Here is a 15210-nt window from a genome sequence, read left to right on the forward strand (position 1 = left end):
TCGGTCAGCGCAGCGCGTTCTCGACCAGCGTGACGGTCTCGCGTGGGTCGTCGACTTGGAGGACCAGGCGGGTGTAGCGCTCGTCGGCGAGTTCGATCACGACGGCCTTCGACGGGTCTTTGACGTCCCAGAAGACCTTTTCCCCGTCGAGGTGGAACGTGCCGGCCGTGATCAGGCCGGGCACGTGGGCACCCGGCGCGCGGATTCCCTTGGGATCGGCGGCGATGCCGGGATCGGCGGTGGCGCCGCGGACGTTGGCCAGCGGGATGGTCAGGCTGCTCTTGAAGGCCCAGAGCTTGTCGAGACCCTTGATCTCGACGACGAGGGTGTCGCCGTCGATGTGGACCAGTGCCATGTCGTTTTCCTTGTCAGTCAAGAGGATCCAGGCGTTGGGACAGCGCGGCGGCGGCACCCTCGGGGTTGCCGCGCAGGAGGATGCCCAGTGCGGTGGCCGTGAGGGCGGCGGCCAGGTCGGCGGGAACGGCGAGCGCGCCGGCGATCGCCTGGTCGACGGCGAGCAACGCGGCCGCCACTTCGGCGGCCACCTCCTCGTCGGCCGGTGCCCGTTCGACCGCCGCGAGCAACAGCAGGCCGAGGTCGGCGGACGTGACGAGCCGCAGCGCGGTCGCGGCGTCCGGCGCCCCGGCGAGCGCGTCACACAGGGGACGGACGTCGTCGGCGAGATGGCGGCGCAAGGCGACCAGGTAGAGGCCGCGCTTGCTGCCGAACGTCTTGTACAGGCTGTTGCGGTGCACGCCGAGGTGGGTGACGAGGTCGTCGACGGACACCCCGTCGTACGCGCGGCCACCGAACAACTCCACGGCGGCGCGCACCACCTCGTCCTCGTCGAACCCCCGCGACCTTCCCATGCCCTGACCGTAGCGCTTTGAGGAACGATCAGTCAAGAACGATCGTTCCTCAACTTTCCGCCACCGGCCCGGAGCTACTGAAAGCGTTTTCAGTGCAGACGACCCGCTTGGCCCACTCGGGCCGCCGCCACCCGGTGCTACCGTCGGCTCACCGGAGATCCCGCCCCGACTGGGAGCGCTCTCGGATCCGGCTTCGGCACGTTCTTGCCCGCAAGGAGGCGCGCATGACTTCGTCCGCCAGCATCAAGAAAGCGCTTACCGCAGCTGCCGCACTGGTCACGGTGGCCGCGCTCGCGCCGCCGTCCGCCGCCGCGGCCACCACCCTGTACGTGGCGCCCAACGGGAAGGACTCCGCCGCCGGCACGCAGGCGGATCCGACCACCCTGCCGGCCGCGCTCACGCGGATCGGTTCCGGGGGAACCATTTCGCTGCGCGGCGGCACCTACTCCTACGCACAGACCGTCACCATCGCGCCCGGCAACAGCGGCAGCTCCGGCGCGCGCAAGACGCTGTCCGCCTACCCCGGCGAGACACCCGTGCTGAACTTCTCGGCCATGCAGGAAGACCCGGCCAACCGCGGGCTCGCCGTCAACGGCTCCTACTGGCGCGTGGCCGGCATCGTCGTCGAGCGGGCGGGAGACAACGGGATCTTCGTCGGTGGGAGCAACAACGTCATCGAGCGCGTGGTGACCCGGTTCAACCGCGATTCCGGGCTGCAGATCTCCCGGATCGCCTCGAGCACGCCGAAGGACCAGTGGCCGTCGAACAACCTCGTCGTGAGCTCCGAATCCCACGACAACGCCGACTCCGACGGCGAAGACGCCGACGGGTTCGCCGCGAAGCTCACCGCCGGCCCCGGGAACGTCTTCCGCTACGACGTCTCCCACCACAACATCGACGACGGCTGGGACCTCTACACCAAGACCGACACCGGTCCCATCGGGCCGGTGACCATCGAGGACTCCCTCGCCTACGCCAACGGCACCCTCAGCAACGGCACGGTCAACAAGAACGGCGACCGCAACGGCTACAAGCTCGGCGGCGACAAGATCGCGGTCAACCACGTCGTCCGGCGCGACATCGCCTACCGCAACGGCCACCACGGGTTCACCTACAACAGCAACCCCGGCTCGATGTCCGTTTCGGACAACGTCTCGATCGACAACGCCGAACGCAACTTCTCCTTCGACACCGGGACTTCGGTGTTCCGCAACGACACGTCGTGCCGCTTCGCCGGTGGCGGCTCGAACGACAAGACCGTCGGCAACGTCGACAGCTCGGACCAGTTCTGGACCGGCAAGAACGGATCGCGCTGCTCGTCGTACGCCGGCACGATGAAGTGGTCGTTCGCCTCCGACGGCCGGCTGGTGGTCACCTTCGGCTGACCTCCGAGCCGGCTACGCGCGGTGACTGTCGTCACCCGATCCTGTTGAAATGCTGTGAACCGGACAGAACTGGCACTCCCCGCGCCGCCCGCGCGTTCTCCGGGTAGCGGAAACGGAGGGACCATGGGTGCACTAGGGACGTTGCTCGGCTTCTTGCTGAGCCTGTACCTGCTCGTACTGATCGCGCGGATGGTGCTGGACTGGGTCGCGGTCGTGGCGAACACCCCGCCGTGGGCGCGGCGCGCCCGCGGGCTGGCCTACGCCGCGACCGAGCCGGTGATCGGGCCCGTCCGGCGGGTCGTGCGGCCGGTGCGGATCGGCGGGCTCTCGCTCGATCTGGCGTTCACGCTGGTCTTCATCGGCGTGATCGTGCTGCGGGGAATCGTGTACGCCCTCTAAAGCGTGCCGCGGAAACCCGCGGAGAGCCGGTCGACGCCGCGCTCGAGCTCGGCGCGAAGCCCGCGCAGGTCGACGCCGTCGGGGTCGATCAGGGCCTGCATCGAAATCCCCCGCAGCTGGGCCAGCAGCGCCGAAGCGTACGAATCGGGGTCGCGGACACCGGTGATGGACCCGTCCGCGACCCCGCTGGCCACGGTTTGCGCGATGGCGAACCGGAACCGGCGATCGGCCTCCGTCAGCGCGCCGCGCAGGGCCGAGTACTCCGCCGCCGCGTCGCCCCACAGGGCCAGGAACGCCTGGTTGAGCGTCGGCATCGTGCGGATCAGCTCGAAGATGATGTCCAGCAGCGCGCGCAACATGTCCATCGGCGTCGCGTTCGCCGACCCGGTGCGGGCCGCGACGGCTTCGCTGTAGGCGTCGGTGAACGCCTCGACGGCGTGCTCGACGAGCCGCCGCCCGAGCCCGTCCTTGTCGCCGAAGTGCTGGAAGACCACCGACCGCGCGTAGCCGGAGCGGGCGCAGACGCCACCGATCTTCAGCCTGCCGAAGCCCTCTTCGGCGATCAGGTGTGCAGCGGCATCCAGGATGCGTGCCTCGACGATGCCCTCGCCGTCCTCCTGGATCCGGCCGTCGGTGGCGCGGTCCACCCGGGCCATGTTAGCGACTGCAACTGCGCCGCACTGGCCGAGCCGTCAGCGGACCGTGCGAAAACGGTAAGCGGTCGCCCGCAGTCTCGGCGTCGGAGACCACCGACCCGAGAGGAACCCTTCGATGACCAGCAAGACCGTGCTCGTTTCCGGGGCAGGCATCGCCGGCCCGTCCGCCGCACACTGGCTGCACCGCGCCGGCCACCGCGTGACCGTCGTCGAGTCCGCGCCCGCGCCGCGGCCCGGCGGCCAGGCCGTCGATTTCCGCGGCGAGCAGGTGAAACTGCTGGACGCGATGGGCGTGCTCGACGAAATCCGCCGTCACGAGACGGCGATGGGCGACCAGACCGTGCTCGGCCTCGACGGCCGCCCCGCGCTGACCGTGCCCGGCGCCGCGTGGAGCGGCGAGGTCGAGATCCTGCGCGGCGACCTCGCGCGGATCCTCTACGAAAACACCGCGGAGCACACCGAATACGTCTTCGGTGACCGCGTCACGAGCCTCACCGAGACCGCGGACGGCGTCGAAGTCACCTTCCGGCACGGCGCACCGCGCAAGTTCGACCTGGTCGTCGGCGCCGACGGCGTGCACTCCGGCGTGCGGGCCGCCGCCTTCGGGCCGGAGCGGGACTTCCGCCGCGACCTCGGCTTCGGCATCGCCGGCTACACCGCGCCCAACCACCTCGGGCTCGACCACACCAGCATCATGTACAACGAGCCCGGCCGCGGCCTGATGGTGGGCAGCCACCGGCTGCCGGACAAGCTGCACGTCGGCCTGGTCTTCGCCGCCGACGGCGTCGAATTCCACCGCCGCACGCCGGAGGAACAGCGCGCCCTGATCGCGCAGCTGTTCGCGGACACCGGCTGGGAGACGGCGAAGCTGCTCGAGGCGCTCCCCGCGGCCGATGACCTGTACGTCGATTCGATCAGCCAGATCCACCTCGACCGCTGGTCGAAGGGCCGCGTCGTGCTGCTCGGCGACGCCGCCTGGTGCGCCGGACCGGGCGGGTCCGGCACCGGGCTCGCGATGATGGGCGCCCAGGTGCTGGCCGGCGAACTCGCGGCGGCCGGCGACGACCACGCGACGGCGTTCGCGAAGTACGAGCAGCGGCTGCGCAAGCCGGCCGCGATGGGGCAGAAGAACGGCAAGGGTTCCGGCAACTTCCTCGCCCCGCGCACGGCCGCGAAGATCCGCAGCCGCAACCGCGGCTACCGGATGCTGAGCACGCGGCTGTTCGGCAGCATTTTCATCTGGATGACGGACCGGGCGGCCAACGCGCTGGAATACCGTGCCTATCCCGCGCTCGATTCCTCTCATCGGGGGACCCGGCTGGCGGTCCGGCGTGAGCGGGGTCACTCTTGACGCCATGTCAACGCCTCGGGCTCCGGTCCGGACCGCGCTCGCCGGCCTGACCGTGCTGGCGCTCGGGGTGATCACGGCGCTGAACGTCCGTTCCCTGCCGATCATCGGCGACGGGACGACGTACTCGGCCGAGTTCACCGAAGCGGCCGGGCTGAGCGCCGGCAACGACGTCCGCATCGCCGGCGTCGAGGTCGGCCGCGTGTCGGACGTCCGGCTGCGCGGCGACCACGTGCTGGTTTCGTTCAAGGCGAGGGGGGCCTGGCTGGGCGACGCGACGGGCGCGGCGATCCGGCTGAAGACGGTGCTGGGCCAGAAGTACCTCGCCCTCGACCCGCAGGGCGAGGGCGCGCTCGACCCGGACCGGCCCATCCCGCGCTCCCGCACGACGGTGCCGTACGACATCCTCGCGGCGTTCGGCGAACTTTCGTCCACAGTGGACGGAATCGACGTCACGCGGCTGGCGAAGAGCTTCGACACGCTGTCGGCGACGCTGGCGAACACACCGCAGAGTGTGCGAGCCGCGCTCACCGGTCTCTCGCGGCTGTCGGACTCGCTCGCTTCGCGCGACAACCAGCTCGCTGCGTTGCTGGGCAACACGCGCGTGGTTTCGCAGACGCTGGTCGACCGCGACGCGGCGGTGCGCCGGCTCCTCGACGACGGCAACGAGCTGCTCGCCTCGGTGAGCAGCCGCGAGGCGGCGATCAGCACCCTGCTCGACGGCTCCCGGCGGTTGTCCTCGGAGCTGTCCGGGCTGATCGGCGAGTCCCGCGTCGAGCCGTTGCTCTCCCAGCTGGATCAGCTGACCTCGATGCTGCAGCGCAACCAGGACGCGCTGGCGGCGGGGATCCGGGGGTTCGCGCCGTTCGTGCGGCTGGGGACGAATCTCGCCGGGAACGGGCGGTGGATCGACGGGTACCTGTGCGGGCTGGTGCTGCCTTCGTTCGGGCCGCTGAACGAAGAAGGCTGCCACGGCTAGCTAAGCGACGATCAGCCGGAACCCCGCGTCCCACTCCGGGAGGTCCAGCAGCTCCGCGTGGTCCGCGTGCCAGCGACCCGACTCCAGGTCCGCCCGTAGCCGGTCGATCCCACGGGTGACCGCCGCCGGCGAGGTCTGGGCCAGTGCCGAACACGAGCGCCGGACCGCCGGGTCGAGGTAGGCCTCCGGGCGGCGCCAGTACGCCGGGAACACTCCGTCCGTGAAGTCCCACGGCACCGGCAGCGGAACCACCGAAGCCGCCCCGAGGTACTCCGCGATCTCCGGTGCCGAAGGCCGCGACCGCTCCAGGGCGGCCACCTCCGGGACGTACTCCCGCACGAACCAGAAGTCACTGTGCCGAGCCGTGTCGTACGCCAGCACCACCTGGCGGGACGCCACCCGGCGCAGCTCCGCAAGGCCGGCGCGCCAGTCGGGCCAGTGGTGCACCGTCAGCACCGCCAGCGCCGCGTCGAACGTGCCGGAAGCGAACGGCAGCGCCTCCGCCACCGCCCGCACGACCGGCGCGGCCTCGGGCGAACGTTGCCGGATCATCTCCGCCGACGGCTCGACCGCCACCACCCTCCGCGAGGGCGGCTCGTACGACCCCGTGCCGGAGCCGACGTCCAGCACCGAAGCCGCGGGACCCAGCGCGGACAGCAACGGTGCCAGCCAGCGCGGGTCGGTCCGCCGCCCCAGCGCGTAGCCGACGCCGATCTCGTCGTAGCGCGTCATCCGCGCTCGGTGCCGTCGCCGCCGTTCTGCTCCGCCAGGAACCGCTCGAACTGGTTGCCGAGCTCCTCCGCCGTCGGCATGTGCTCCACCGACTCCGCCAGGAGGCTGCCGCGGTCGGACGCCTCGATGAACGTGTCGTACTGCCGCTCCAGTGCGCGGACGACGTCGGCGATCTCGTCGGACTCCGCGACCTGGCGGTTGATCTCCGCGTCGGCCAGGTCCGCCGCCGCGCGCAGCTCGCCCTCGGGCAGGCTCAGGCCGGTCGCCCGGCTCAGCGCGTCCAGCACGATCAGCGACGCCGCCGGGTACGTCGACTGCGCCAGGTAGTGCGGCACGTGCGCCGCGAAGCCCATCGCGTCGTGGCCCCACTCGCCGAGGCGGTACTCCAGCAGCGCCGCGAGGCTGCCCGGCACCTGCAGCCGGTTCGGCAGCGGCTGGTTGGCGCCGACCAGGTCCTTGCGGGTCGCGTGCGCGGTGACGCCGAGCGGGCGGGTGTGCGGCGCGCCCATCGGGATGCCGTGGAAGCCGGCCGTCAGCCGGACGCCCCAGCGCTCGACCAGGTTGCGGACCGCGGCGCTGAACCGCTCCCAGTCGTGGTCCGGCTCCGGGCCGGACAGCAGCAGGAACGGCGTGCCGTCGGCGTCGTGCAGCAGGTGCACCACCAGCTCGGGGGCGTCGTAGTCCTCCCAGTGGTCGACGGCGAAGGTCATCGTCGGCCGCCGCGAGCGGTAGTCGATGAGCCGGTCGACGTCGAAGCGGGCGATCACCCGGTGCTCGCCGCCCAGCAGGTGTTCCGCCAGCAGCCGGCCCGCCGAACCGGCGTCCATGAAACCTTCGAAGTGGTGCAGCAGCACCGCCCCGGTCAGGTCGGGGACGTCCGAGTCCACCTCGTACAGGTCGTCGGGATCGAATCCCACCGGGTCCTCCTGCTGCTCTTCACATGGCTATCCGTCAAGCACAACACACCCCGAGTGGGATTCCATTCCGCCGACGGTGTTGCTGATCGTAACGGCAAGCGACCTGAACCGGATCGGATCGGCATCGTGACACATGTCGTGGGCGCGCAAGGCCCCGATCGGGCACGCTTGAGCGGTGAGCGAACACACCACGAACACGGCGCTTCGGCTGCGGCCGCCGGCGCACCGGGTCAGCCGCCGGGCCATCGGCTACTGGACGGTGACCGCCTCGATCCTGTGGATCATCCTGATCGGCGTGCAGACGCTCATCGTGGTGACCAGCGACGACGCACCGTCGTTCCTGACCGTGACGCTGGTGCTCTCCTGCGTGCTCGGCCCGCTGCACCTGATCGTGATGCCGCAGTGGCGTTACCGCGTGCACCGCTGGGAGGTCACCGACGAGGCCGTCTACACGCAGTCCGGCTGGCTGAAGCAGGAGTGGCGGATCGCGCCGGTCTCGCGGATCCAGACCGTCGACATCGAGCGCGACCCCTTCGAGCAGCTGTTCGGGCTGGCGAAGATCACCGTGACGACGGCGTCCGCGGCGGGCCCGCTGCGCATCGCGGGTCTGGCGCACGACCGCGCGCTGGAGCTGGCCGACGAGCTCACGAAGACGACCCAGGCCGTGCGAGGGGACGCGACGTGACGACCGAAGCTGTCGTGACCCCGCCCGCCGAGGGCACGCAGGACGCGCCGTGGCACCACCTCGACCGGCGCATGCTGCTCATCCGGCCGGTGCTGGACCTGGTGAAGTCGCTGCCGGTGCTGCTGGGCGCGCTGCTGTTCGGCCACGGCGAGCCGTGGCAGTGGATCGGCCTCGTGTTCACCGCGATCGCCGTGTTCACCGGTGTCTCGCACGTGCTGACCTCGCGCTACCGGATCACCGAGACGCAGGTCGAGTGGCGCACCGGGCTGCTGCAGCGCAAGCACCGGGCCGTCCCGCGCGACCGGATCCGGACGGTCGACGTCACCTCCGAGCCCAAGCACCGGCTGTTCTCGCTGGCCGCCGCGCGGATCGGCACCGGGCGGCACTCGCACGGGAAGGGGCCGGGCAAGGACGAGCTCGTCCTCGACGCCGTCACCATCGCCGAGGCTCAACGGCTGCGGACGCTCCTGCTGCACCGCAAGGCCGAGACCGTCTCCGAGCAAACCGCCGCCGCCCCGCCGGAGCAGCTGATCGCCGCGGTCGACAAGCGGTGGCTGCGGTACGCGCCCTTCACGCTGTCCGGGCTGGCCGTGGTCGGCGCGGCGGTCGGCACCGTCTACCACTTCGCGCACGAGCTGCACTTCGACCCGATCCAGTTCTCGCTGGTCCAGGCCGTCGTCGGGCACTTCGCCGACACCCCGGTGTGGGTGAGCCTGGTGCTCGCCGCCGTCGGGCTGCTGGTGCTCGTCGCGCTGCTGTCGGTCGGCGGGTACGTGCTGTCGTTCTGGAACTTCCGGCTCACCCGCGAGCCCGCCGGCACGCTGCACATCCGGCGCGGGCTGATCACCACGCGGTCGGTGTCGATCGAGGAGGACCGGCTGCGCGGCGCCGAAATCCGCGAGCCGCTGCCGCTGCGGCTGGCCGGGGGCGCCCGCTGCGTCGCCATCGCCGCCGGCTTGCGGGAGGGCAAGAGCGCCGACAAGGGCGGCGGCCTGCTGCTGCCGCCGGCGCCGCTGGCGCGCGCGCACGAAGTCGTCGCCGACGTGCTGGGCGAAGACCCGGCCGCGACGCCGCTGGTGCGGCACCCGCGCCGGGCGCTGCACCGGCGGCTGACCCGGGCCGTCCTCGGCGTGCTGTTGCTCGCCGCGGCGCTCTACGGACTGGCGTGGCTCGGCGCGCTGCCGGACTGGCCGTGGCAGGTCGCGCTCGTGCTGGTGCCGTTCGCCGCGGTCGTCGGCTGGGACCGCTACCGCGGCCTCGGCCACGCGCTCACCGGCCGCTACCTGGTGACGCGGTCGGGGTCGCTGGACCGCGGCACGGCGGCCGTCCGCTGCGACGGGATGACCGGGATCGTCGTCGAGCGCTCGTACTTCCAGCGCCGGGCCGGGCTGGTCACGCTGATCGCGCCGGTCGCCGCGGGCAAGGGCAAGTACCGGGTGCTCGACGTCGGCGAGGCCGACGGGCTGGCACTCGCCGACCGGGCGCTCCCCGGTCTGCTGACGCCGTTCCTCACCGGTGACCGGGACCGCGGTTGACGTCCCACCCGCGCCGCTCCTAACGTGAAATCCGCCGTCCGAACCCTCGATCCGCATTCGACGAGAGGACGGCAGGATGTTCCGGAAACTCTTCGGCGTGCTGGCCGCGGCGGTCGTCGTGACGTCGGCGTTCGCGCCGGTCGCGGCCGCCGCGGAAAACCCCTACGGCGACCCGAATCTGGTCCCGATGTTCGACGGCACGGACCTCGGCCCGTGGACGTCGTCGAAAGCGGGGCTCTGGTCGGCGAAAAACGGCGTCATCCACGGCAATGGCACCGCGCGCGGCTGGTTGTACTACAACAAACAGCAGGTCGGCACGTTTCGGTGGATATTCAATGTCCGGCAGGTCAAGGGCAACCACAAACCGACCGTGCTGATCTGGGGCACCACCGACCCGATCCGCGACGCGCTGAGCGCCATCCAGTTCCAGCCGCCGAACGGCGGGCACTGGGACTACCGGCCGGGGCACAACAACGGCGGCGGGAAACTGTTCCAGCAGCTGTCGCACACGACCATCGACATCAAGAAGTGGGCCCAGTGCGAGCTGATCGGCGACGCCGCCACCGGTGTCGCGCGGATGGCGTGCTGCCCGCTCACCGGCACGGCGATCACCTGCAAGGGCGTCGAAGTGCTGCGGTTCACCGACAAGACCGCCGGGCGCGTCGGGCCGCTGGCGCTGCAGGTGCACAACTCCGGGATCCAGGACGAGTACCGCGGCCTCTACGTCGAGTCACCCGTGGTGACGAAACCGGGCGAGTTCCTCACGATGTGACGCCGGTTCCGGCGGCGGCTTTCCCGAAAGGTGAGCCGCCGCCGGGAATGCTGGCCTTCCTTTCACACTACGTGCTAATTTATTCACCCCGTGTGATAGCGAAGGTCGTTTTTGTCTCACCGAGAGGTCACGATGACGCCTGCCGTCAGTACCGTCGACGGTTCCGCCACCACTTCACCCCGGCGCACCCCCGGTGCCAGCAGTTCCCGCAAGGTTCTCCAGCTGCTGCTGGCCTTTTCGGAGCGCCGGTGGGAGGCGAGCGTCGCCGAGCTGGCCGCGACGATCGGCACCCCGGTGGCGACGACCTACCGGTACGTGGCGCTGCTCAAGGAGCTGCAGCTGCTCGAGGAGGGCCGGGCCGGGTACTACCACCTGACCAGCCAGGTGATGCCGCTGGCGCGGGCCGCGCAGCTGGCGAACGACATGGTGCGGCTGGCGCGGCCGGCCATGGAGGAAGCCGCGCACGAGCTCGGCGAGACCGTGATGCTGTTCCAGCAGTTCGGCGACTCCGCCGTCTGCGCGGACCGCGTCGAGTGCGATCGCGCCATGCGCTTCACCTTCGAGCCGGGGCATTCGCTGCCGCTCGGCGTCGGCGCGTCGGGCAAGATGCTGCTGGCGCTGCTGCCGGAGATCGAACGCGACCGGCGGTTGCCGTCGATCGTCGAGCAACGCGGCACCGCCGTGCGCGACGAGCTGAAGCAGGCGCTGGAGAACCGCTACTCGGTCAGCTCCGGCGAGCTCGACGAAGGCGTCTGGGCCTGTTCGGTGCCGGTGCAGACGATCGGCAGGCGGCCCACCGTGCTGAGCCTGGCCGGGCCGGCCGCGCGGATCACCGAAGAAGCCCGGCACACGGCGATCACCGCCCTGCAGGGGTACGCGATCCGGATCCAGCGGGCGATCTCGTCTTATTCGGTGTGACGATCCCGCGCGGGGGCGTAGAACTGGCCGGGTGATCCGGCTCGCGCGTCCCGACGACCTGCCCGCGCTGATCGACGTCGAGCGCGAGGCGGGCGCGCTGTTCCGCGACGTCGGCATGGCGGCGATCGCCGACGACGACCCGGGCTCGGTCCCCGAACTGGCGGCGTACCAGTCCGCCGGACGCGCGTGGGTGAGCGTCGACGCCGCGGACCGGCCGGTGGCCTACCTGGTCGCGGAGGTCGTCGACGGGCACGCGCACATCGAGCAGGTGTCGGTCCGGCCGTCGCACGCGCGGCGGGGAATCGGCAGCGCGCTGATCGAGACGCTCGCCGACTGGGCCCGCACCCGCGGGATGGCGGCGCTGACGCTCACGACGTTCGAAACCGTGCCGTGGAACGCGCCGTACTACGAACGGCTGCGGTTCCGCGTCGCCCCGGACGCGGAAATCGGCGACGGCCTGCGCTCGATCCGCCGCGCGGAGATCGCCCGCGGCCTGGACGCCTGGCCGCGTGTCGCCATGATCCGACCGCTCTGACCTGCTCTTTTGCCCGCGGCTCCCCTACTTGAGGGAGAGAGTGGCGCGGTCGGTCGAACATGTGTTCTACTGTGCCTGCCGGTCCCGGAGGGGGAAGCTCCGCGGGCCGGCCCACATACTCGGGAGGTAGTCGTGGCGGTCAAGATCACCCACCTGACGAACGGCCAGCAGGTCCGGTTCGCCAACGCCGACGGTGCTCGTCGGTACGCCGAGATCATGGGTGGCGGCGTGGACAAGTGGCGCTTCACGGTGGTGCCCGAGGACCCGATGCTCCGGAAAATGTCGGACTCGGTCGTTAACGTGCCGGTATGGCGCATGACTTCCAGGTAGTGGTCGATTCGGCCGATCCGCACGTGCTCGCCGACTGGTGGGCCGAGACGCTCGGCTGGTCCGTGGAACCGACGGACGAGGAGTTCGTCCGCGAGATGATCGCGAAGGGGTACGCCAAGGAGGAGGAGACCCGGACCCACCGGGGATCGCTGGTGTGGAAAGCGGGGGCGGGGATCCGGCATCCGGACTCGCCACCGGAGGGCCCACCGCGGCGGATCCTGTTCCAGGAAGTACCGGAGAAGAAGACGGTGAAGAACCGGGTCCACGTCGATGTCTGGGTGGGCGCGGACAACGTCGAAGCGACGGTCGAGAAGCTGAAGGAGCGGGGTGCGGAGTTCCTGTGGCGGGGACAGCAGGGGCCGCACAGCTGGGTGACCATGGCCGACCCGGAAGGGAACGAGTTCTGCGTTTCCTGAGCCGGGCGGTCCGGGTCGGCGGCGGGCTGGGGGGCCGCCGCCGACCCGAGCTTCGCGAGTGACTCGATTCAGGATCTTCGAAGTGAGTCACTCGCGACCTCACACCTGTGCGGCCAGGCGGTCCAAGGCCTTCGGGAGCGCCGCCGCCAGCAGGTCCAGCTCCGGTTCCGCCGCCACCAGCGGTGGCGACACCGCCACGCCCCGGCCCAAGTTGCGCACGATCACGCCCTCGTCGCGGCAGGCTCGCTGCAGCTTCACCGGGGCTCCCGGGTCCGCGTCCACGACCTCCGCCGCCAGCTCCACCGCCGCCAGGAAACCCAGGCCGGCCCGGATCTCCTTCACCAGCGGGTGCCCGCCGACCGAGGACACCGCGTCCGCCAGGGGCTTCTCCAGCTCGCGGCCGCGCGGGATCAACCCCTCGCGCTCGTAGATGTCCAACGTCGCCAGGCCGGCCGCGCACGCCACCGGGTGCCCGGCGTACGTCGGGCCGTGGCGGAAGATCGGCGCTCCCGGCGCCCCCGTGAAGAACGGCTCCGCCACCCGCGGGGCCACCACCAGCGCTCCCAGCGGGATCGTTCCGCCGGTGATGCCCTTCGCCGTCGTGATCAGGTCCGGCCGCACCGGCCAGCGGTCGATCCCGAACCACGTTCCCAGCCTGCCCCAGGCCGCGATCACGCAGTCCGCCACGAACAGCACCTCGTGCCGGCGGCAGATCGCCGCCACCTCCTCGAGGTAGCCCTCCGGCGGCAGCAGCACGCCGCCCGCGCCGATCACCGGCTCGCAGAAGAACGCCGCGACACGAGCGGCGCCCACGCGCGCGATCTCCGCCTCCAGCGCCGCCGCGTCGTCGAACGGGACGTGCGAGAACTCCGGTGGCTGGGGGCCGACGCCCGCCGCGTTCGCCGGGATGCCGCCCACCGCCGTGCCGAAACCGTGCGTTCCGTGGTAGCCCTGCGCCCGGCCGATCACGTGGACCTTCTCCGGACGGCCCGTCTGCGCGAAGTACGCCCGGGCCAGCTTCACCGCCGTGTCGATCACGTCGCCGCCGCCCGAGCCGAAGAACACCTTCGAGCCCGGCTCCGGGGCCAGGGCCGCCACGCGGTCCGCCAGCTCGATCGCCGGGCGGTTCGCGTTGTAGCCGAACAGGTTCCACGAGTCGAGCTCCCCCAGCTGGCGGGAGACGGCTTCGGTGATCTCGGGACGGCCGTGGCCGAAGTTCGCGTACCAGAGCGACGCCGTCGCGTCGAAGTACCGGCGGCCCGCGTCGTCCCAGACGTACGAGCCCTCGCCGCGCGTGATGACCATCCGGTCGCCGTCGACCGCGCCCATGTCGGCGAACGGGTGCCACAGGGCGTGCTGTGCTGACATCGGGTCCTCCTCCGGTCCTGCCCCCATCCCTACCATCAGTCCAGGAACTCCGCGATCTCCGCCGTCGAGTACCCCAGCTCGGCCAGCACTTCCGCGGTGTGCTGGCCGAGGGTCGGCGGCGCGGAGGTGGGCCGGGCCGGGGTGTCCGACGCCTTCACCGGGAAGCCGGTGCCGACGTACGTCCCCACCGTCGGGTGCGGCAGGCGCACCACCTGCTCGCGCGCGGCCGCCCACGGGTCCGCGTAGACGTCGTCGATCTCGTTGACCGGGGCCGCCGGGATGCCCGCCGCGTCGAACGCCTTCATCCACTCCGCCGCCGTGCGCTTCAGGAGCACCGGCTCCAAAAGCGAGTTGAGCAGGTCGCGATGAGCCGAGCGCGCGGCGTTCGACGAGAACCGCGGGTCGGTGGCGATGTCCAGGCCGAGCACCCCGCAGAACGCGTGCCACAGCTTCTCGCTGCCGACCGCGATGACCAGCCAGCCGTCGGCGACGTGGTAGCCCTGGTACGGGACGATGCTCGGGTGCGCCGAGCCCATCCGGCGTGGGCGTGGCGCGTCGTAGAACACAGCGCCCGCCGCATACACGTGCCAGGCCAGCTGGCTGTCCAAAAGGGACACATCGAGGTACTGGCCGCGGCCGGTCGCGTGCCGGGCCTGCAGCGCCATCAGCACACCGATGATCGCCCACGTCCCCGCGTTCAGGTCGGCCACCGGCAGCCCGGCCTTCGCCGGCGCGCCGTCCGGCTCGCCGGTCAGCGACATCACGCCGCCGAGGGCCTGCGCCACCAGGTCGTAGCCCGCGCGGTCGCGGTACGGGCCGGTCTGCCCGAACCCGGTGATCGACACGTGGATCAGCCGCGGGTTCAGCGCGGACAGCTCCTCGTACCCGATGCCCCACTTCTCGAGCGTGCCCGGCCGGAAGTTCTCGACCAGCACGTCGGCGTCCGCGACCAGCCGCCGCAGCGCCTCGCGGCCGCGGTCGCTCTTGAGGTCGAGCACGATCCCGCGCTTGTTCCGGTTCGCCGCCAGGTAGTAGACGGCCTCGTCGCCGACGAACGGCGGGCCCCAGCCGCGGGTGTCGTCGCCGTGGCCCGGCGGCTCGACCTTCACCACGTCCGCACCCATCTCGCCGAGGTACTGCGTGCAGTACGGCCCGGCGAGGATGCGGGAGAGGTCGACGACCTTGATCCCGTCCAGCGGGCGGACATCAGCGGTCATCGACGGCTCCTCGGGTGGCTCGGCGTCTGGTCCCCCTTTCTACCCCGGGCATCCGGCGGACTCGGGAAGCCGCCGTCCGGAGGCGGGCATTTCTCCCCTCATGCCCGGTTCGCCCCCACGCCACCCTGGAGATCTTGTCCGCAGTCCCG

The 15210-nt window shown here is 71.2% G+C and carries 18 protein-coding genes; 11 read left to right on the top strand and 7 right to left on the bottom strand.

Annotation, left to right across the window (positions count from 1 at the left end):
- Positions 1–4: 4 nt before the first annotated feature.
- Together ACWED2_RS01820 and ACWED2_RS01825 are read right to left on the bottom strand one after the other, a co-directional pair.
- Positions 5–355, bottom strand: a complete 351-nt coding sequence (locus ACWED2_RS01820) for a hypothetical protein (RefSeq protein ID WP_449688514.1) — start codon at positions 353–355, stop codon at positions 5–7.
- Positions 356–368: 13 nt separating this feature from the next.
- Entirely contained in the window at positions 369–869 is a 501-nt protein-coding gene (locus tag ACWED2_RS01825; protein WP_449688515.1) for a TetR/AcrR family transcriptional regulator, read from the bottom strand.
- 224 nt (positions 870–1093) lie between these two features.
- On the opposite strand from ACWED2_RS01825, the gene ACWED2_RS01830 reads away from it, so the two are divergent.
- Positions 1094–2254, top strand: coding sequence for a right-handed parallel beta-helix repeat-containing protein (locus ACWED2_RS01830; protein ID WP_449688516.1), 1161 nt, complete (start codon positions 1094–1096; stop codon positions 2252–2254).
- Positions 2255–2377: 123 nt separating this feature from the next.
- Entirely contained in the window at positions 2378–2653 is a 276-nt protein-coding gene (locus tag ACWED2_RS01835) for a YggT family protein (RefSeq protein ID WP_449688517.1), read from the top strand.
- On the opposite strand, the gene ACWED2_RS01840 is transcribed toward ACWED2_RS01835, so the two are convergent.
- Positions 2650–3309, bottom strand: a complete 660-nt coding sequence (locus tag ACWED2_RS01840; RefSeq protein ID WP_449688518.1) for a TetR/AcrR family transcriptional regulator — start codon at positions 3307–3309, stop codon at positions 2650–2652. The genes ACWED2_RS01835 and ACWED2_RS01840 overlap by 4 nt on opposite strands.
- A 115-nt stretch (positions 3310–3424) precedes the next feature.
- Between ACWED2_RS01840 and ACWED2_RS01845 the strand changes: the two genes are divergently transcribed.
- The gene (locus tag ACWED2_RS01845; protein WP_449688519.1) at positions 3425–4660 is read left to right on the top strand and encodes an FAD-dependent monooxygenase; all 1236 of its coding nucleotides are present in this window, start codon (positions 3425–3427) and stop codon (positions 4658–4660) included.
- A gap of 4 nt (positions 4661–4664) precedes the next feature.
- On the top strand, positions 4665–5636 hold the full coding sequence (locus tag ACWED2_RS01850; RefSeq protein ID WP_449688520.1) for an MCE family protein: 972 nt from the start codon (positions 4665–4667) through the stop codon (positions 5634–5636).
- Here the strand turns inward: ACWED2_RS01850 and ACWED2_RS01855 are convergent, their stop codons facing one another.
- Together ACWED2_RS01855 and ACWED2_RS01860 are read right to left on the bottom strand one after the other, a co-directional pair.
- Positions 5637–6368, bottom strand: a complete 732-nt coding sequence (locus ACWED2_RS01855; protein WP_449688521.1) for a class I SAM-dependent methyltransferase — start codon at positions 6366–6368, stop codon at positions 5637–5639. It abuts the gene before it with no gap.
- Entirely contained in the window at positions 6365–7285 is a 921-nt protein-coding gene (locus tag ACWED2_RS01860; RefSeq protein WP_449688522.1) for a proteasome assembly chaperone family protein, read from the bottom strand. Before ACWED2_RS01860 ends, ACWED2_RS01855 begins: the two co-directional genes overlap by 4 nt.
- A gap of 175 nt (positions 7286–7460) precedes the next feature.
- Here ACWED2_RS01860 and ACWED2_RS01865 point away from each other — a divergent pair, with 175 nt between their 5' ends.
- The 7 genes from ACWED2_RS01865 to ACWED2_RS01895 all read left to right on the top strand — a co-directional run bounded on the left by ACWED2_RS01865 (position 7461) and on the right by ACWED2_RS01895 (position 12476).
- The gene (locus ACWED2_RS01865; RefSeq protein WP_449688523.1) at positions 7461–7970 is read left to right on the top strand and encodes a PH domain-containing protein; all 510 of its coding nucleotides are present in this window, start codon (positions 7461–7463) and stop codon (positions 7968–7970) included.
- A 71-nt stretch (positions 7971–8041) separates the two neighbouring features.
- Positions 8042–9505: a PH domain-containing protein gene (locus tag ACWED2_RS01870; protein ID WP_449688641.1), complete on the top strand. Its 1464-nt coding sequence runs from the start codon at positions 8042–8044 to the stop codon at positions 9503–9505.
- A 76-nt stretch (positions 9506–9581) separates the two neighbouring features.
- The gene (locus tag ACWED2_RS01875) at positions 9582–10277 is read left to right on the top strand and encodes a family 16 glycoside hydrolase (RefSeq protein ID WP_449688524.1); all 696 of its coding nucleotides are present in this window, start codon (positions 9582–9584) and stop codon (positions 10275–10277) included.
- A gap of 132 nt (positions 10278–10409) precedes the next feature.
- The gene (locus tag ACWED2_RS01880) at positions 10410–11195 is read left to right on the top strand and encodes an IclR family transcriptional regulator (RefSeq protein ID WP_449688525.1); all 786 of its coding nucleotides are present in this window, start codon (positions 10410–10412) and stop codon (positions 11193–11195) included.
- Positions 11196–11226: 31 nt separating this feature from the next.
- Complete coding sequence (locus tag ACWED2_RS01885) at positions 11227–11730, top strand: GNAT family N-acetyltransferase (RefSeq protein WP_449688526.1); 504 nt, start codon at positions 11227–11229, stop codon at positions 11728–11730.
- 132 nt (positions 11731–11862) lie between these two features.
- Positions 11863–12060 carry a hypothetical protein gene (locus ACWED2_RS01890; protein ID WP_004561810.1) on the top strand — a complete coding sequence of 66 codons (198 nt, stop codon included), beginning with the start codon at positions 11863–11865 and terminating at the stop codon, positions 12058–12060.
- Positions 12060–12476: a VOC family protein gene (locus tag ACWED2_RS01895; protein WP_449688642.1), complete on the top strand. Its 417-nt coding sequence runs from the start codon at positions 12060–12062 to the stop codon at positions 12474–12476. The genes ACWED2_RS01890 and ACWED2_RS01895 overlap by 1 nt, the downstream gene beginning before the upstream one ends.
- Positions 12477–12575: 99 nt before the next feature.
- Here ACWED2_RS01895 and ACWED2_RS01900 read toward each other — a convergent pair whose 3' ends face one another.
- Together ACWED2_RS01900 and ACWED2_RS01905 are read right to left on the bottom strand one after the other, a co-directional pair.
- Complete coding sequence (locus ACWED2_RS01900) at positions 12576–13844, bottom strand: aminotransferase family protein (protein ID WP_449688527.1); 1269 nt, start codon at positions 13842–13844, stop codon at positions 12576–12578.
- A 35-nt stretch (positions 13845–13879) separates the two neighbouring features.
- Complete coding sequence (locus ACWED2_RS01905) at positions 13880–15061, bottom strand: CaiB/BaiF CoA transferase family protein (RefSeq protein WP_449688528.1); 1182 nt, start codon at positions 15059–15061, stop codon at positions 13880–13882.
- Between the last annotated feature and the right edge of the window lie 149 nt (positions 15062–15210).

The organism is Amycolatopsis sp. NPDC005003, from assembly GCF_053600695.1.